15 protein-coding genes are annotated in these 16,487 nt (G+C 66.6%); 5 read left to right on the forward strand and 10 right to left on the reverse strand.

Annotation, left to right across the window (positions count from 1 at the left end; translation table 11 throughout):
* Positions 1-56: 56 nt before the first annotated feature.
* The 4 genes from ACIQFZ_RS41635 to ACIQFZ_RS41650 all read right to left on the reverse strand — a co-directional run bounded on the left by ACIQFZ_RS41635 (position 57) and on the right by ACIQFZ_RS41650 (position 4,855).
* Positions 57-1,226 carry a M24 family metallopeptidase gene (locus tag ACIQFZ_RS41635; protein WP_402693790.1) on the reverse strand — a complete coding sequence of 390 codons (1,170 nt, stop codon included), beginning with the start codon at positions 1,224-1,226 and terminating at the stop codon, positions 57-59.
* 372 nt (positions 1,227-1,598) lie between these two features.
* The gene (locus ACIQFZ_RS41640) at positions 1,599-1,763 is read right to left on the reverse strand and encodes a hypothetical protein (protein WP_402693791.1); all 165 of its coding nucleotides are present in this window, start codon (positions 1,761-1,763) and stop codon (positions 1,599-1,601) included.
* Positions 1,764-2,075: 312 nt separating this feature from the next.
* Positions 2,076-3,302: a Xaa-Pro peptidase family protein gene (locus tag ACIQFZ_RS41645; protein ID WP_365430033.1), complete on the reverse strand. Its 1,227-nt coding sequence runs from the start codon at positions 3,300-3,302 to the stop codon at positions 2,076-2,078.
* 155 nt (positions 3,303-3,457) lie between these two features.
* Entirely contained in the window at positions 3,458-4,855 is a 1,398-nt protein-coding gene (locus tag ACIQFZ_RS41650; RefSeq protein ID WP_402693792.1) for an aspartate aminotransferase family protein, read from the reverse strand.
* A gap of 387 nt (positions 4,856-5,242) precedes the next feature.
* Between ACIQFZ_RS41650 and ACIQFZ_RS41655 the strand changes: the two genes are divergently transcribed.
* Entirely contained in the window at positions 5,243-6,559 is a 1,317-nt protein-coding gene (locus ACIQFZ_RS41655; protein WP_365430031.1) for a hypothetical protein, read from the forward strand.
* 23 nt (positions 6,560-6,582) lie between these two features.
* Here ACIQFZ_RS41655 and ACIQFZ_RS41660 read toward each other — a convergent pair whose 3' ends face one another.
* A complete protein-coding gene (locus ACIQFZ_RS41660) occupies positions 6,583-7,473 on the reverse strand; it encodes a helix-turn-helix domain-containing protein (protein ID WP_365430029.1) in 891 nt (296 codons plus the stop codon).
* Between the two features lie 290 nt (positions 7,474-7,763).
* Positions 7,764-8,321, reverse strand: a complete 558-nt coding sequence (locus ACIQFZ_RS41665; RefSeq protein WP_365430027.1) for a DinB family protein — start codon at positions 8,319-8,321, stop codon at positions 7,764-7,766.
* A 493-nt stretch (positions 8,322-8,814) separates the two neighbouring features.
* On the opposite strand from ACIQFZ_RS41665, the gene ACIQFZ_RS41670 reads away from it, so the two are divergent.
* From ACIQFZ_RS41670 to ACIQFZ_RS41680, 3 genes are read left to right on the forward strand one after another with little or no spacing between them, the layout of a single operon-like run.
* Entirely contained in the window at positions 8,815-9,579 is a 765-nt protein-coding gene (locus ACIQFZ_RS41670) for a class I SAM-dependent methyltransferase (protein ID WP_402693793.1), read from the forward strand.
* A complete protein-coding gene (locus ACIQFZ_RS41675) occupies positions 9,576-10,622 on the forward strand; it encodes a FecCD family ABC transporter permease (RefSeq protein ID WP_402693794.1) in 1,047 nt (348 codons plus the stop codon). Before ACIQFZ_RS41670 ends, ACIQFZ_RS41675 begins: the two co-directional genes overlap by 4 nt.
* Positions 10,619-11,401 carry an ABC transporter ATP-binding protein gene (locus tag ACIQFZ_RS41680; RefSeq protein WP_402693795.1) on the forward strand — a complete coding sequence of 261 codons (783 nt, stop codon included), beginning with the start codon at positions 10,619-10,621 and terminating at the stop codon, positions 11,399-11,401. Before ACIQFZ_RS41675 ends, ACIQFZ_RS41680 begins: the two co-directional genes overlap by 4 nt.
* 105 nt (positions 11,402-11,506) lie before the next feature.
* On the opposite strand, the gene ACIQFZ_RS41685 is transcribed toward ACIQFZ_RS41680, so the two are convergent.
* A complete protein-coding gene (locus tag ACIQFZ_RS41685) occupies positions 11,507-12,112 on the reverse strand; it encodes a transposase (protein WP_402693796.1) in 606 nt (201 codons plus the stop codon).
* Here ACIQFZ_RS41685 and ACIQFZ_RS41690 point away from each other — a divergent pair.
* The gene (locus tag ACIQFZ_RS41690) at positions 12,098-12,286 is read left to right on the forward strand and encodes a dienelactone hydrolase family protein (RefSeq protein ID WP_365438348.1); all 189 of its coding nucleotides are present in this window, start codon (positions 12,098-12,100) and stop codon (positions 12,284-12,286) included. The two genes, ACIQFZ_RS41685 and ACIQFZ_RS41690, sit on opposite strands and share 15 nt — an antisense overlap.
* Before the next feature lie 67 nt (positions 12,287-12,353).
* On the opposite strand, the gene ACIQFZ_RS41695 is transcribed toward ACIQFZ_RS41690, so the two are convergent.
* The 3 genes from ACIQFZ_RS41695 to ACIQFZ_RS41705 are packed head-to-tail and all read right to left on the reverse strand — an operon-like array spanning position 12,354 to position 16,083.
* Positions 12,354-14,900 carry a S8 family serine peptidase gene (locus ACIQFZ_RS41695; protein ID WP_402693797.1) on the reverse strand — a complete coding sequence of 849 codons (2,547 nt, stop codon included), beginning with the start codon at positions 14,898-14,900 and terminating at the stop codon, positions 12,354-12,356.
* Between the two features lie 29 nt (positions 14,901-14,929).
* A complete protein-coding gene (locus ACIQFZ_RS41700) occupies positions 14,930-15,493 on the reverse strand; it encodes a hypothetical protein (protein WP_402693798.1) in 564 nt (187 codons plus the stop codon).
* A gap of 38 nt (positions 15,494-15,531) precedes the next feature.
* Positions 15,532-16,083 carry a MauE/DoxX family redox-associated membrane protein gene (locus tag ACIQFZ_RS41705; RefSeq protein ID WP_365437415.1) on the reverse strand — a complete coding sequence of 184 codons (552 nt, stop codon included), beginning with the start codon at positions 16,081-16,083 and terminating at the stop codon, positions 15,532-15,534.
* Positions 16,084-16,487 lie beyond the last annotated feature (404 nt).

Genomic DNA, 16,487 nt, shown 5'->3' on the forward strand with positions numbered 1-16,487 from the left:
TGATCCACAGGGGCCGTGTTCGCCTACTTTCGGGGCCCACTACCGACATCAACCGATCAAGTCAGGATGAGCCGGGCAAACGCCGGGGCCCTGAGTGCTCCCGGGGTGAGCACCTCGCACCCGTCCTCGGTCACGGTGACGGTCTCGCTGAAGCCGACGCCGTGCCGGCCCCCGGTGAAGATGCAGATCGGCAGGTGGAAGGTCATGCCCGGCCGCAACTCGCGCTCGGCTCCCAGGGCGATGTAGGTCGGCGACTCCGTCCACGTCGGCTGCATACCGAGCCCGACGGAGTAGCCGTAGACCTCGTGCCACCAGACCTCGTCCCACACCGGCTGCAGGCCCTTCTGGGCGACCTTCGCGATATCGTCGCCAGTGCGTCCTGGGCCGATGTTCTCGATCAGCAGGTTCAGCGTCTCCAGGCTCGCGTCGGCCAGCCGGCGCACCAGGGGCGACGGGGTGCCGATGACCGCAGCCCGCTGGGTCGGTGCGTTGTAGCGGTTGTAGGTGCCGGTGTACTCGAGGAAGATCGTGTCGCCGTCCTGCAGTGTCGTGCGCTTGAAGGGCATGTGCGGGCCGAGCCCGGCACGATGGCCCGCCATGCACATGCCGTCGATCGACAGAAGCTCACTGCCGCCCGCGATCATCGCGTGATAGCCCGCGGCTACGATCTCGTTATCGGTCGCGCCGGCGCGCGTCGCCTCGAAGGATGCCTCGATTCCCAGCCAGGTCAGCTTTCCCGCGCTTCGCATGTAGTCCAGCTCCGCCGGGGTCTTGACGACCCGCTCGTCGAGCACCAGCTCGGTGGTGTCGACGAAGGTCGCCCTCGGCAGCCGCCCCTTGAGCGTCAGAAAGCTCCTGGTGTCGTAGGCGCCGATCGCGAAGGTGTCGGAGTAGCTCATCTCCACGCCGATGGTCTTGCCGTCGTAACCGCGCTCGAGCAGCACATCGGCGAGCTGGTCGGCCGTCGTGGTGTCGTTCTGCGTGTCATAGACGGCGATGTCCTCGACGATCGAGTTGTACATCACGCACGGCACCTCGAGCTCCGCCGTGTGCGTGGCCGGCTTGCCCTCGAGAGGGAGCAGACCGACGCCGTAACACGACGGCATGGTGCTGTCGTAGCCGGTCAGGTAGGTCCAGTTCGAGGTGTTGGAGACGATCAGGAGGTCGATGCCGCGCGCTCGCATCCGCTCGCGCACCGCCGCGATCCGACGCTCGTACTCGGCCACCGGGAAGGGCAGCTCCGGCTTCAAGCCGGCTTGCTGCAACCGCTCTTCGAACTTCATTCTGCAGGTCCTTTCGAATGCCGTTGGGCCGAGACGACGGCCGCTGGTCGGGCGGCATCCCGCGGTTCGCCAGTAACAGATCGCCCGGGCAACGAGATGGCTCGACGCCGAAGGTTCAACAGATGCTAGGGACGGCGTGTGACCTCGGTCATCAGACAAACGCAAGAACATGGAGTGGGGGCTCCTGTGCCAACGGATAGAAAATGCCAGGCGCCCCATGACGCGACGATCGCCTTCCAGGAAAGGCGAAAGCCCAGGCGCGGCAAGCTGCCTACGCCTGGGCTCTTGGATCGGCTATCGGAATGGCTTCGGGCGTCACCGGCAGATCAGCGTGCAGCCCAAGGTGAGAAAGGCTTCGTGGATGTCGTCGCGGATATCCCAGCGGATCCGCAGGAGAGCGAACTCACGCTCCATGAAACAGAGTTGGGCGCCGAACCCGAAACCGCGCTCCGTGCCGCGACGGGCGATCAGTGGCTTCACGCCGCCCGAGTTGAAACCGGCAGTGGACCGATGCGGCGCGCTGCGGCCGGCGCGCGATTGTCGCGCAATGCGGTCGGCCCGGTGCCGAGCGGCGATCTGACCACCAGGAAGACCACCAGGGGCGAGACGGCATGACGCCCAGCGCGATCCAGTAACAGACGCGAGGGCGCAACACCAGGTCGAGTGAGTCCAGGCCGTACCCGGGGATGTTCGACAGGCCGGAGGAGCCACCGGTGAACCCGGACTCGTCCGCGATCACAGACAGCGGTCAGCAGCGTGTCACCCCGGTACGTCCCACATCACGGCGGGGGCTCAGCGCAGCAGCAGTTCCCTGCCGGTACCGAGGGTGAGCAGGTCACACCCCCTGTCGGTCACGACGATGCTCTCGCTGAAGCCGACCCCCTCGCCGCCAGGCACCCACGGGTTGATCGCGAGGTGGAAGGTCATCCCGGGCTCGAGCACCCGCTCACCGCCGAGCTCGATGTAGACCGCGTTCTCGGTCCACGACGGCTGGAAGCCCATGCCGATCGAATAGCCGTAGCCGCCGTGGAAGAAGGCCTCGGGGACCTTCTTCCAGACCGGGGCCGCGAGCCGGGCGATGTCGTCTCCGGTGCGACCGGGCTTGATCTCCGTGAACAGGATGTCGAGCACTTCCAGCGTCGCGTCGGTCAGCGCCTGCACCCGCGCCGAGGGCTTGCCGACCACCGCCGTACGCATGATCGGCGCGCTGTAGCGCCAGACGGTGCCGGTCATCTCCAGGAAGACCGGGTCGCCGGCCTTCAGGATGTTGTCGCGGTAGGGCAGGTGCGGCATCAGGCCGGTGCGCCCACCGCTCGCGACGATCGGGTCGATCGACATCGCATTGCTACCCGCCTTCGTCGCGAAGGCATAGGCCTCCGCCGCCACCGCGTTCTCGCTCACTCCGAGGCCAGCGACCTGCAGCGCGGCCAGGGCGGCCTCGGTGCTGATCCGACCGGCGGCACGCATCTTCGCGAGCTCCGCGTCGGACTTGATCAGCCGCAGTTCCAGCACCTGCTCGGCGACATCGACGATCGACAGCATCGGCAGCGACTCGCGCAGCTCCTGGTAGGTCGCCACGTCCACGCCGCTGGGGCCGAAGTTGTCAGGGCTGGAGAGCTCCATGCCGATCCGGGCCGAGGCCAGCCCTCGCGACTGCAGCAGCCGGGCGAGAGCACCGGCCGCGCTGCTGACATCGGTCCAGGGGAAGACCACGAGGTCCTCGACGATGCTGTGCCGCAAGATGGTGCCGACCTCCGGGTCGGCGCACTGCACGACCAGGTCACCGTCGGCGGTGATCAGCGCCGCGAGATAGGTCGGCGGCATGCAGGTGTCGGCACCGGTGAGGTAGCCGATCGTGGGCGTCGTGGTCAGCAGCAGCGCGTCCAGGCCGAGATCGCCGGCGGTCTCGATGGCGCGGGCGACCCGCTGCTCGAACTCCTCGCGCGGAAAGGCCAGTTCCTTCTCCACGCCCTGCTCGCGCAGCGTGCTGTAGACATACGACTCGTACTCATTCGACATGTGATTGCCTTCGTCGTCTCGATCAGTGGATGCTGCGCACGCCTGCCGGTGAAGAGAACCTTGAGCTGCCCGGCGGTGGCCTGTGACTATGCATGGCTGGCTCCCTGTCCTGCGAGACGTTGAAAGGTTACGGCGCCCCGAGTCCTCGATGGGTCTCAGAGGCGTGCACACGCCTCACCCAGCACCGAGCGCAGAATCTGCTCCATCTCGTCGAACTGCTCCTGGTCGCAGATCAGCGGCGGCGCGACCTGGACGACCGGGTCGCCGCGGCCATCGGCGCGGCAGTACAGGCCCGCCTCCAGCAGCCGGCGAGACACGAAGTCGAGCATCTCCAGCTCGGTCTCGTTGTCCTTGAAGCGGCCCTTGTTCTCCTTGTCCGGCACCAGCTCGATGCCGTAGAAGTAGCCCTCGCCGCGAACGTCGCCGACGATCGGCAGATCCGTCAGCTTCTCCAGTGTCATCCGGAAGGCGCTCTCGTTGGCCCGCACGTGCTCGTTGAGGCCCTCGCGCTCGAAGATGTCGAGATTGGCCAGGGCCGTCGCCGTCGCGACCGGGTGCCCGCCGAAGGTGTAGCCGTGCAGGAAGGTGTTGTCGCCGTTGCCGAAGGGCTCGAAGACCTTCTCGTTCACGATCGTGGCGCCCAGCGGTGCGTAGCCGGAGGTGATCCCCTTGGCGCAGGTGATCATGTCGGGCTCATAGCCATAGCGCTCAGCGCCGAACATGTAGCCCAGACGGCCGAAGGCGCAGATCACCTCGTCGCTGATCATCAGCACGTCGTACTCGTCGCAGATCTCGCGCACGCGCTCGAAATAGCCCGGGGGCGGCGGGAAGCAGCCGCCGGAGTTCTGCACCGGCTCGAGGATGACCGCCGCCACCGTGTCGGCGCCCTCGTTCTCGATCGCGACCGCGATCTGGTCGGCGGCCCAGCGGCCGAAGGCCTTGACGTCGTCGTCGTGGATCGGAGCGCGGTAGAAGTTCGTGTTCGGCACCCGGAAGGTGCTCGGCACCAGAGGCTCGTAGGGCGCCTTGATGCCGGCCAGGCCGGTGATCGACAGCGCGCCGTGGCTGGTGCCGTGGTAGGCGATCGAGCGCGAGATGATCTTGTGCTTGGTCGGGCGGCCCGTCAGCTTGAAGTACTGCTTGGCCAGCTTCCAGGCGCTCTCGACCGCCTCGCCTCCACCGGTGGTGAAGAACACCCGGTTCAGGTCGCCCGGCGCATAGCCGGCGATGCGCTCGGCCAGTTCGATGGCGCTGGGGTGCGCGAACGACCAAATCGGCATGTAGCCCAGTTGCTTGGTCTGCCGCGCCGCTGCCTCGGCGATCTCGCTGCGGCCGTGGCCCACCTGGTTCGCGTACAGCCCGGCGAGCGCGTCGAGATAGCGCTTGCCCGTGGAGTCCCAGACGTACGCGCCCTCGCCGCGCACCATGATCGGCACGTCCTTGGCGTCGTACGCCGACATCTTGGTGAAGTGCATCCAAAGGTGCTTGCGCGCGGCGGCCTGCATCGCGCCGTCGTCGAAGGACGCGCCACCGCTAGTTTCGAGCTGACTCATGGCTGGATGGGATCACGCCGCGAGGAGGCCGCACATGCGTCATTTGACGGACGCAGCAGCCGCCGGCCCACTCTGGTGATCGTCGTCTGAGCGGGGATCCGTGGCGCGGCCCGCCCACGGCTGGTGTCCTGAGTCGGAGATTGGTCAAACGCGACCCAGGCGCCGGGTAACCAGATCGTCCATCGGTCGGCCGCTCAGTGACCGCGCTCCACGTAAAGCGGCGTCAGGGCCCGGCAGTTCGCGCGAACCACCACATGCCCTGTCCGGGACCGGACATGTCCGGTACCCGCCACTCCGAAAACCTTCCACTGACCTGCTCAGCGTCGTTTGAATGCCGATCAGGCCCAGGCGCACACCCAGCCTGGCGACATTGAGGAGTCAGTACTGATGAAGCCCCCCTTCCTGGCAACCCTGGCCGTCGCCTCGCTTGCTACCTTGTCACTCACCTGCGCAGGTACAGCCAACGCGATCTCCCCCACCGCGACCACCGTCGCCGTGGCCGCGCCCAACGCGGCAGCCGAGTCCGCAGATATCTCGCAACTGCGCCAGGGGTTCAACGAGTACATCGCCGGCCTCGATCTCGATGCCGACACTCGAGCAGCCGCAGAGGAGGCAGGCTCATCCGACGCCGCACTCGTCGCGGCCGCTGCGAAGTCCCTGACCCAGATCAAGGCAGCGCTCACCGATGCCGGTGTCGACAACGAGTGGACATCCGGGGCCATCAACCCCGACGACCACGCGTGCTCGACCACGGACTTCCGCGAGTGGGCCCGCGGTCAGATCGCGCAGATCGACCCTGACTCGTGGTACTGGTACCAGAATGGTTTCCTGGGTCTGTCGCCCGACCTTCTGGTCCAGTACTGGACCCTGATGAAGACGCCCACCAACCCCCAGAACACCGTTCTTGGACCCAACGGAGCGAACACCGACGAGCTCGCTCGCACGTTCACGAACCTCCAGCGGTTCTGGGACGTCGACACCAGCAACGTCGGGCTCGTCTCGCTCGACGGCAAGGTCCTCGGCCCCGATGCCGCGGCCGACCGTCAGTACGTGTACAACGGCCTCGGCAAGGTCAGCCCGCTCGGCGCGCTCTTCCTTCAGTGGGGCGTCGAGGGCGGTCTCAGTTCGGGCAAGCTCAACGGGTTCCCGGGCGGCGTCGACAACCCGATGTTCTCGCTCAACGCGTTCGCGATCGACCCCGCCCATGCCGGTGACTCGCAGGAGATGCTCGAGACGCTCGGCATCACCCGGCGTGTGGCGATGGGACAGGGCATCCTCCAGATGTGGAACGAGCTCGGCCTCGGCCGGGTCGGCGGACGTGCGGTGATGGCCCACGAGTTCGGACATCAGGTCCAGTACTCGGACAATCTCTTCGAGACCGACATCACCGACGAGGCTGAGGCCACCCGCCGTACGGAGCTGATGGCCGATGCCTTCGGCACGTACTTCATGGTCCACAAGCGCGGCGAGTCGCTCAACAAGGCGTACACCCTGCAGGATCTCCAGACGTTCTACAACGTCGGCGACTGCAGCTTCTCCAATCCCGGGCACCACGGCACGCCCAACCAGCGCTACCGCAGCTCCGACTGGGCTGCCGGCCTCGTCAAGAGTGCCGGCGACCAAGGACACATCCTCCCGAGCCTGACGGTCGCCGACTCCTTCGAGAAGGTGCTGCCCGAGATCGTCGCTCCCGACGCGCGCTGAGGGACGGTCCGTCGGCCGTCGGGTCACACCCAGCCATGTCTGGCGATCTGCAGTCCCAGCTGGAAGCGGGTATCCGCTCCGAGCAGCTCCTGCAGTCGAGTGACCCGGCGGCCCACGGTGCGTTCGGACACTCCGAGCTCACGCGCGATCGACCGGTCGGTCAGCCCGATGCTCAGCAAGCGCACGAGATGCCGGAATTCCTTCGAGCCATCCAGCACGAGTCTCTCGTCGGCGAGCGGCATCGACAGCTGCCAGTAGGACTCGAACACGCTTCGCAGCCCCGCGACGAGCCGGCGATTCCGAATGTTGGCGACGTGCACCTCCTCATCGGCATCCGAGGTGACGTTGGCGGAGACCACATCGTCGACGATGACGAGATTGATCGGAACGCCGGGAAACACCCTCGCCTGTTCGCCGGCCGCCATGCACGTCTCCACCACCTCGATCGCCTCGGGAGACTCGAGCAGTCGACTGTCGTACACGACCCTGACCTCGATCCCGCGTGCCAGCACCTCGAAGACACCGTCCGCCGTCGCGATCGGTCGATCGTTGCGCGGAGCCATGGTCAGCGCGTCGATCCGGTTCGTCGCGGAGCTGACAAGGTCCGCGTACTCCTGCAGCGCGATCGCACCGGTCGAGATGTCGACGCCCACGTCTGCTCGCTGAGACGCGTTCCACACATCCGTCAGCTCATCGCCGATCTCTCGGATGCGCGCTGCCAGTTGCGTGTACGACTGCGCGGCTGCCTCGAGCGGGCCACGCGGCGCCCGCGCTTCGACCATCCCCTCGACTCGCGCGACGAGGCCCGAGCGCAGCAACGGCTCGAGGACGCGATCGTCCACCTCGGCCAGCGGAAGCCGACCAGCGATGGCCAGTCGCACATAGAGTGCGCGCGCATCGTCATCCAGGCCCAAGAGCGTCTGGTCCGCGGGCAGACTGGGCCGAGGGACATGCACCGACGCCGCTGATTCCCGAGACATGCCAACTCCAGTCGTCCCGATCCAACTTCGGCCGGTCCAGCACCGGCCGGCCAGACAGCCTATAACTGGCCCTGTTCATCCGTTTGCTGTCGACGTGGCTGGTGGCATGAGACGAGTTCTCACTGTGACAGGCGCATCTATGGCCCACCGGCGGGGCGTCATGGCCTGTGGGCCGGGCAGGGTCCAGACACCCGGTGAGTGGCCGGCCCACCTGACGCCTCCGGTCAGCCCATGCTTTTGGCGCCGTCCACGGACTCGCGGATGATGTCGGCGTGGCCGGCGTGCTGAGCGGTCTCGGCGATGATGTGCATCAGCACGCGGCGGGCCGACCACTGCGCGCCGGGCTCGAACCACGGGGCTTTCGGCAGCGGCCGCGTGGCACCCAGGTCGGGCAGAGTGGCGACCAGGTCGTCGGTCCGGCGGGCCACCTCAGCGTAGTCGGCCAATACACCGGTCAACGTCTCACCGGGCAGCAGCCGGAACTCGTCGGCCCGCCGGGCCCAGTCGGCCTCGGTCATGGCCGTGAAGTCCCCCATCGCCGATGGGCCGTTCAGGATGAAGTCCACCCAGTTCCGCTCGACCGCGGTGACGTGCTTGATCAGGCCGCCCAGGCAAAGCTCGCTGGCGGTGGTCCGCAGCCCGGCCTGTTCGTCGGTGAGGTCACGGGTAGTGAAGCGCAGGAAGTGCCGGTGCTTGGCCAGCATCTCCAGCAAGTCGGCGCGCTCGCCGGTGACGGCCGGGGCCCCGGCCAGGTCGCGGGTGGTCAGCTCGTTGACGGTCATGGTTTCCGCCTTCCGGTGTTTGTTCCGTCGGTCAAGGACCACGCTACGAGCCATTGAGGTCAGATTCTGTCCTAAAGCGGGGATGGACAAGCGAACCCACACCAGTCGGTACGATGAGCACGCCGCCCCGGTCACACGACCCATCGGACGCTCTGATCGGCGTCGGTGGCACGGCTGATGTCTCTCACGTGCCAGGTTCGAGTGGCCGTCGGGGGCTCGGTTGCATAGGGGCCGACCGCACCGTGGCCGTAGTTACTGTTCCTCATACTCCAGGCCAGGGGCCGGCTCCAAGGCGTGCCCGTCAAGGGTGAGAGCAGCCGGACGCGCTCGCCCCCAAGTGATGCCGTACGCCAAGGCGTCGATCCGGTTCCCCGCTGCCTTGCGGAACAGGCGCCCATCGGGTGCAACTCCGCAGGCTTTCGCCGGGCTTGATGGCCGCGCTCTACGGCTGACGCCGCCCACCCCTCACCCTCACCGATCTAAGGACACCTGCATGACCGACACCGTCACTCTGCCTCCGCGCGTTCTCCTGGAGCGCTGGGACGCCCAGCAAACCGCCTATGTCGCCCATCGGGAGCTGCGCTTCCAGTCGATGCTGGACGTACTGCGCCTCGGCCGGCCCGAGTCGTTCCATGTGCTCGACCTCGCCTGCGGCCCCGGCTCCCTGTCCGACCGCGTCCTGCGCGCCTTCCCCCAGGCACGGGTCACGGCCGTCGACTACGACCCCGTGCTGCTACGGCTGGCCGGCGGCGTACTCGCGGAATACGGCGACCGGGCCACCGTCGTGGACACCGACCTCGTACGCACCGACTGGGCCGAGCCGCTGGCCGGAGAGCGGATCGACGCCGTCGTCTCCTCGACAGCCCTGCACTGGCTCTCCCCCTCCCAACTGCTGCGCGTCTACACGGCACTCGCCGACCTGCTGCCGCCGGGTGCTGTCTTTCTCAACGCCGACCATCTGCGCTACGGGCCCGGGAACGAGACCCTGGGCGCCCTGTCCGAGCAGCACGACGCGGAGGTGCAGCGCACGGCGTTCGCCTCCGGTGCCGACACCTGGGACGCCTGGTACGAACTCGCGGTGGCCCAGCCGGGTATGCCCCCGCTCGCCGCCGAACGCGAGCAGCGGTTCGCGGACCGCCCGCCGCAGCCGCCGGCGCCGCTCCACTTCCACCTCTCGGCCTTGCGCACCGCAGGCTTCGCCGAGGTAGGGACGGTCTGGCAGTACCTCGACGACTACGTGGTCTTTGCCCGCCGATGACAACTGCCGCCACCAGGCCAGGCGTTCGACGGGGCGTGCTCTCGCGGAGCATGCTCGTCCTCGTCTGCTGCAGTGCTCTGCTGCCGCTGTCCGTGCTCGTCGCCGTCGGTACGGGCAGCGCCGACATACCGCCGCTGGACGTAGCCCGCACCATAGGCGCTCATCTCGGAGCGCCGTGGGAGGCGTTGCCGCCGCTGCGCGACAGCATCGTGTGGAACCTGAGGCTGCCGCGCGTCCTGCTGGCCGCGCTGGTGGGGGCGGGACTAGCGGTGTGCGGCACGGTCCTCCAAGCCGTGACCCGCAACCCGCTGGCCGACCCCTACCTCCTCGGGGTGTCGGCCGGAGCGTCCACCGGAGCGGTCCTGGTCCTGGTGCTCGGCTTCGGCGCCCTCGGCCTGCCTGTCGGAGCCTTCACCGGCGCGATGGCGGCCTTCGGCTGCGTCCTGCTCCTGCTCGGCCGCTCGCTCGGCTCCGCCACCAAAGTGGTGCTGTCGGGTGTCGTCGCGTCCCAGCTGTTCAGCGCGCTCACCAGCCTCGTCGTCGTCCGCTCCGGCGACGCCGAACGCACCAGGGCGGTGACCTTCTGGCTGCTCGGCTCGCTCGCCTCGGCCGACTGGGCCTCGGTGGGCGTGTGCACCGCCACCACCGTCGCCGGCCTGCTGGTCTGCCTGCTGTACGCCCGCCATCTCGACGCACTCACCTTCGGCCGGGTGACCGCCTCGACCCTGGGCTTCTCGCCGCACCGCACCGAGATGGTGCTGTACGGGACGACCGCCGTCGTCACCGGCGCGCTCGTCGCGGCGAGCGGCGCCATCGGCTTCGTCGGCCTGCTGGTTCCGCACGCGGCACGGATGCTCGCCGGATCGACCCACCGGGTACTGCTGCCGTCCTCGGCCCTGCTCGGCGCTGTGTTCCTGATCTGGGCGGACACGGCCGCCCGCAGCCTCTTCGGCGCCCAGGAACTGCCGGTCGGCGTGCTCACCGCGCTCCTCGGCGTTCCGGCCTTCGCGGCGCTGCTGCGCAGGCGAACGGCCACGCCATGACGGGCCCCGGAACCGCGCACGCGGCCCGCTCCCTGGCGTGGACGGCAAGCGGCCACGCGATCGTCGACGACGTCACCTTCGCCGTGCCACCGGGGCGCTTCACCGCTCTGATCGGGCCGAACGGCTCGGGCAAATCCACCGTGCTGCGCCTCCTCGCCGGCCTGCTCCGCCCCTCGTCCGGACAAGCCCTGCTGGACGGATCCGACGTCACGACCCTGAAAAGACGCGACGTCGCCCGCCGACTGGCCTTCGTCACCCAGGAGACCGCCTCCGACCTCGACACGACCGTCTCGGAGGTCGTCATGCTGGGCCGGGCCCCGCACCGCGGACGCTCGGCCACTACCGAGGAGGACATCCGCGCGGTCGAACAGGCCATGGCGGCGATGGGCGTGACGGCGCTCGCCGACCGGTCCTGGGCCAGCCTGTCCGGCGGCGAACGGCAGCGAGTGAACATCGCCCGGGCATTGGCCCAGCAGACCCCCGCCCTGCTGCTCGACGAACCCACCAACCACCTGGACATCAGCCACCGGCTCGACCTCATGGAGATGCTCTCGTGCACCGATGCCACGGTCGTCGCGGCGCTCCACGAACTGGACCTGGCCGCTCGCTACTGCGACCATCTGGTGCTCCTCCAGGCCGGCCGAGTGGTCGCGGCCGGTCCCCCCATCACGGTGCTCACCCCGCGCCTCCTGGAACAGGTCTACCGGGTCCACGCCACCGTGACGCAGGGGCAGGACGGCAGGCCGGACCTGCGTCTGGCCCCGCTGCCCGCGTGGTGAACACCTCAGCCCGGCGCATTAGTACTCCAGCTGTAGAACGTGATCAGTCGTCATGAGACGCTGCCCTTCGTGATCGCCAAGCTGCACTGTGCAACACCGTTGCTTTTAGCTGGTCGACCCGTTGTCAAGTCCGTCGTCTGGGATCACCTGGATGCGCAGTGTGTATGCCTGGGCTCTGCATGGGTGGTCGCCGCGTTTGAAGCCGTACTTGCTTGCGGACTTGCGATAGCGGGCTTTGACGCGGCAGCGGTGGCGTTCGGGCAGCAAGTTGTCCAGTGCTGCGCGTCCGATGGCTCCGATGAGAGACACGGGCTCTTCCAGGCGGAAGCCGTGTGCGGCGATGATCTGGTCGGCGGCGGCCTGGAAGAGGGTAACGAAGCTCAGCCGCTCTACGGGCAGGCCCGGGCGGCCGGTCGTGACATCTCCGGCCATCCAGAACAGGGCTTGATATACCGTCAGCAGAGCAAAGATCTCCTGCTCGAGCCCCGGAACACTGCGCGAGCGCAGCACACGGCCGTCCAGGATCGTCGATTTCAACGAGAAGTAGCAGGTCTCCGCCTGCCACCGCTGATGATAGATCTCCAAGAGCTGCTCGGCCGGGTAGCGCCCCTTCGGGCCGCCGCGCCGCAGCGGAACGTTGAAGGGGAGCGTGCCAAACCGACCGGGGCACCGTCGGTGTTGGCGTACGCGAGGCTGATGTGCGGTCGCCATCTGGACGTCGAGGCCGCCGGGTTGGAACACGAGATCGTCGTCTTCCCCGGTGTGAACCACGCGTTCTTCAACGACACCGGCACGAACCACCACGCCAACGCCGCGGCGCAGGCCTACGACCGGGTTCTGGACTGGTTCGGCAGGTTTGTCGACCGTGGCGGTCAGGGCGGCTGAACCTGGGCGAAGGCCTGGCCAGCAGGGCTCAGGCGAACCTGAGCCTGGCTGGCCAGGCCACGTGCGGCTAGACGCCGCCGGACCCTGCCCCGGGCAGCGTCCGCACGACGGTCAGCGTCACATCGCCGTCCTGGTAGGACACCCTGAACATGTGGTGGCCCGCGTTCAGGACCCGCCGTTCCGGCAGGGAACGGAAGTTGCCCTTGATCGAGTCGCCGCTCATGATCGTCAATACCGTGCCCGGAGTGAGGGTCGCGCGAATGTCCAGGTCGAGTTCGCCGTCCAGCACCAGGTCACCCGCGGCCCGCACGCTCGTGTAGTCATGGTCGCCGGAGATGGTGATGGCGACGCGACCCGCTCGGCCGACGGTCACGTCGTCGCCGACGCGCAGGACGTTGCCGGGCGCGACGTCGACGAGGGTGACGGACAACGCGGACGCCGCTTCCCCGGACGACAGACCGGGCTGCAGCACGCCGCTGTCGACGTCGATGCGGCCTGCCACGAAACCGCTGCCGCCGAGCGTGCCGCCCTTGACGTGGATCGAGCTTGCGTGCGAGCCGGTGATCGAAAGCTTACCGCCTTCAACCGTCGTGCCGCCCTCGTAGGTGTTGTTCCCCGTCATGAACAGCGTCCCGGAGCCCTGCTTGACCAGAGAAGCCGTGTAGAGGCCGTTGTCGATCTTGTGCTGAATGTGGGCCGCGCGTGCATCCATCCACTCCTTGCGCCACTTAACGGCGTCCGCATAGGTGATCTTGTCGTACACCTCGGGATGGCCGTCAGTAATAGCTTGGATGTAAGGATCAGCCAAAATGCCCTGAAGCATGAAGGCGTGTTCGTCAAGCGCGCCGTCCGGATTCAGCACGTTGGGGCCGAATTCACCGGCGTAGGCAATGCCTTGCTGCTTGTAGCCGGCCAGCCACTGCAGATCTTCCTTTTCCCTTTCCTTGATCGCGATCTGGCTGATGTCGTTCGACCAGACGTCAAGGGGCGCTTTATCCATGTTGTAGGTCATCGGGCTCAGGAACTGGCCGGGGCCGTACATGCCCTTGGCCAGATCGGGAATCCCCCAGCCCCAGCGATCGTCCGGAAGACCATCGGGAGCGGTCCAGGCGATGGATGCCCCGGAGGGGGAGGTTTGCCCGGTGCCGAGGAATCTCACGCCGTCCGACATCTTATTGTTCGCCGTGGTAAACATCACCTGACGCACCTGCCTGGCGTCCATGTTCGGATAGCGGGAGAGCAGAACCCCCATCACCGCTGTCGCAACGGGCGTTGCCGGTGACGTGCCGCTTGAGTTTGAATAGCTAGTATCACCAGCGCTGCTCGTGGTACGAACGTCGTTTGACGGGGTGGACACGACCCACCACTTTGCGAGCCCCGCCTCGTTATACCCGTACTGCTTTGTGTATTCGGGATTGGCCGCAGTGGGCGGTTGCACCCCGCCGACGGCTACCCACTGATTTTCCGCCCAAGGATTGAAGACGGGATACGCCGGGCGATAATACGGGTTGCTCCAGTCGTTGTTGCCGGCCGACCTTACGTCGACGGTACCGCTGTCCTTGATGGCGTCCCAGATGGCGTCCATAAAGGAAAGCCCGGGGTACTTCGGATTGTATTGTTCGCCGCCTACCGAATAGAATTTCTTGAAGATGAAAAACTGGTACTCCAGATCCTTCAGGGACTCGTTGGGAATCGCAGCCGCGTTTGCCGTGGCGCTGGCGCTGTCTTTGCCACGCACTTGATAAGCGTTGGCGAGGTTGCCGTTGACTCCGAGATCGTTTCCGAGACCATCGAAGCGGGTTCTGTCAAGAGTGTAGACATATTGGCCCCAACTTTCGTTGATGACCTCGGCGCCTGCGTCGACCAGGGCCTTATGGCCTGTATGAAAGTACACGTAATCGTGGAAGGGGCCGTGGGACATGCTATCGGAGCCGCCGGTCTTGGCAGCATGTATGTTCGATCCAAAGGCGATGCCGTGCTGTTCTATACCATCGCGCTTGCCGGAGATAACCCCAAGCATACCGGTCCCGTGCGAGTAGTCACTTGTTCTCGCCTGATCACCGGCCACAGTGAACGGATCGCCCGCAGTAAACGGGTTCGACGGGGTTGCCGAGGTGCGATATGAGAAGCCGGACGTGGCGTAGACACCCTCCGCACTCACCGAACTGATCAGCTCGGTCTGAAATGCTTCGTGTGTAGCCCTGTAGCCCGAATCCATTATGCCGAGCGTGACGCCCTGCCCGAAGTACCCTAGGGCGTAGGCGGTGGACGCGTTTACCGCGACGAGCTGCCATGGGGAATCGACCGCTGTGCCAGGAGTAGAAGGATTATGGCCGGTAAAGTAACCATATTCCGGCGTTTCCCAACTGGCTTTAGCGGCCTCTAGTTCCCCCGGACTCGTGGCGACAAAGCCGGGGTCTCCCGGGTACGAATACTGGCCGGGGTCTCTCGGGTACGCCGGCCCGCCGCCCTTATGGCCAGGGGTCGATGTCGGACCGGTCTTGGACGATGCCGAGGCGAACCCGGCCGGAAACAACGCGATGCCTACTCCGGCAGCAAGGGTGCCTCCCAGCGGCCGCAGGAACTGCCGCCGACTCACGGACCTCTTGCTCATCTCCGACTCCTTCCGATGGGTCGATATCTCTAACGGACCGGGGCGGCCTGTCGCGTCCCAGCCCCATGATCTACACGCGCTGGTCGAGACAAAATGATGTGCCGTTCTGCCGCTTCTACCAGGCGGCGGATGTCGACGGCTTTGTTCGGGATCCCGACTGCGGCGACTCGGCCATCGCCGTCGATCACGACGCCATACGGCGTTCCTTGGACCTGGAATCGGCTCTTGAGCGCGGTGGCGCTGGTCGCGCCAACCACCACCCAACCGGGTAGAGGCGGAATCGGCGACTGATCCTTGGCATCCCATACCAGCACCCGACTCCACTCGCCCGGATCAAAGGGGTGGATGATCAGGTCAGCGACAAGAGACTCGCACGGGGAGCAACCCTCAGACGTGAAGACCAGCACCGAACGACTCAGCTGCACGGGTTCGCCCCCGTCGGACGCGGCGAACTCCAACAGGGGCGCGGCCTGGCCGACTTCCAGTCCACCGAGGGCGCGTACGTTGCTTGGCGGCCGGGACGTGATCTCATCCAGCGCACGGTCCACCCTGGCGAGCACGCCCAACACAAGAATCGTGAGCGCAACGACCATGACTACGAGCGCACCGAAGGCAGCAATCCATGGGCCCGTCATCGCCGCAGCGCCTCCAAACGGTTGTGCACGCGAAGGCCGACCGTCAACGCCCGCCAGGTCATGCCAAGTAGCAGCAGCGCGATGAGCGTGGCGAGTGCTGCATCACGCGACAAGCCCGACGTCGCGCGCCACAGCACCTGCAAACCCAAAGAGGGAGGAATAGCGCTGGACAGGCCCGCAAAGATAGCCAAGCCACCGGTCCGCGCGACGAGCAGCCAGCTGACGGGCCTGTCCTCGCCAACACCGCAGCCGCAGGACGGTCGGCGCCCTCGAAGGAGTGCCGATGCCATCGCCAGCCCGAAGGAAGCGAACAGTGCAGCCGCGAGCCGAAGCATGATCGTCGGGTGCCAACCGCTGATGAGGCCGGCGCCGAGGATGACTTCGACGCCGGGAACGCTCCATGCCAGTGGCTCGACCAAGGCAGACGGCGCAAGCCGGTAACCGGCAACGGCCATTGCGAACCGACGCGGTGCGCGCACCTTTGCGGCGGCAGCCGCGATCAGAAGGAAACCCTGCCACGTCAGAACGGCGAACTGGAACTCTCCCACGAGTGGGCCTCTCCATATGGTCATCAAATTAGACTGTGACAGAAGTCCCTCGTCAAGAGGGCAACATCTGTCCAGCAGAAGCGGTTTGAGCGGCCGTCAACATTGATGCACCTAACTGTCATGGACCGGGCCATGGGCTTCGCGCGGGGCCGGATGAGTGACGGTCCTGGTCGAAACTCGGTCGGTGTTGAGCTGGGGTTTCATGTGGTGGCTTGGTTGGTGCTCGTTGGGGAGTCCTCCGAGTCGTCTGCGGCGATGTATGCGGTCGGTTGGGGTGGGGAGTGGGACGTTGCGGTCGTCGGTCGGAGCTCCAAGGCCCCGGGGAGAGTCGCGTTCGCCCGATTTGATCATGGGATGCCGTGCAGGGTGAGGATGGCTTCGGGGCGGGTGTGAGCGCGGCGGCC

It is taken from the genome of Streptomyces sp. NPDC093064 (genome assembly GCF_044754605.1).
Classification (GTDB): domain Bacteria; phylum Actinomycetota; class Actinomycetes; order Streptomycetales; family Streptomycetaceae; genus Streptomyces.

Coding starts and splice junctions, on each gene's coding strand:
- ACIQFZ_RS41645 (WP_365430033.1), bottom strand. CDS start 3,302: ATGTCGAATGAGTACGAGTCGTATGTCTACAGCACGCTGCGCGAGCAG.
- ACIQFZ_RS41650 (WP_402693792.1), bottom strand. CDS start 4,855: ATGAGTCAGCTCGAAACTAGCGGTGGCGCGTCCTTCGACGACGGCGCG.
- ACIQFZ_RS41655 (WP_365430031.1), top strand. CDS start 5,243: ATGAAGCCCCCCTTCCTGGCAACCCTGGCCGTCGCCTCGCTTGCTACC.
- ACIQFZ_RS41665 (WP_365430027.1), bottom strand. CDS start 8,321: ATGACCGTCAACGAGCTGACCACCCGCGACCTGGCCGGGGCCCCGGCC.
- ACIQFZ_RS41670 (WP_402693793.1), top strand. CDS start 8,815: ATGACCGACACCGTCACTCTGCCTCCGCGCGTTCTCCTGGAGCGCTGG.
- ACIQFZ_RS41675 (WP_402693794.1), top strand. CDS start 9,576: ATGACAACTGCCGCCACCAGGCCAGGCGTTCGACGGGGCGTGCTCTCG.
- ACIQFZ_RS41680 (WP_402693795.1), top strand. CDS start 10,619: ATGACGGGCCCCGGAACCGCGCACGCGGCCCGCTCCCTGGCGTGGACG.
- ACIQFZ_RS41690 (WP_365438348.1), top strand. CDS start 12,098: ATGTGCGGTCGCCATCTGGACGTCGAGGCCGCCGGGTTGGAACACGAG.
- ACIQFZ_RS41685 (WP_402693796.1), bottom strand. CDS start 12,112: ATGGCGACCGCACATCAGCCTCGCGTACGCCAACACCGACGGTGCCCC.
- ACIQFZ_RS41695 (WP_402693797.1), bottom strand. CDS start 14,900: ATGAGCAAGAGGTCCGTGAGTCGGCGGCAGTTCCTGCGGCCGCTGGGA.
- ACIQFZ_RS41700 (WP_402693798.1), bottom strand. CDS start 15,493: ATGGTCGTTGCGCTCACGATTCTTGTGTTGGGCGTGCTCGCCAGGGTG.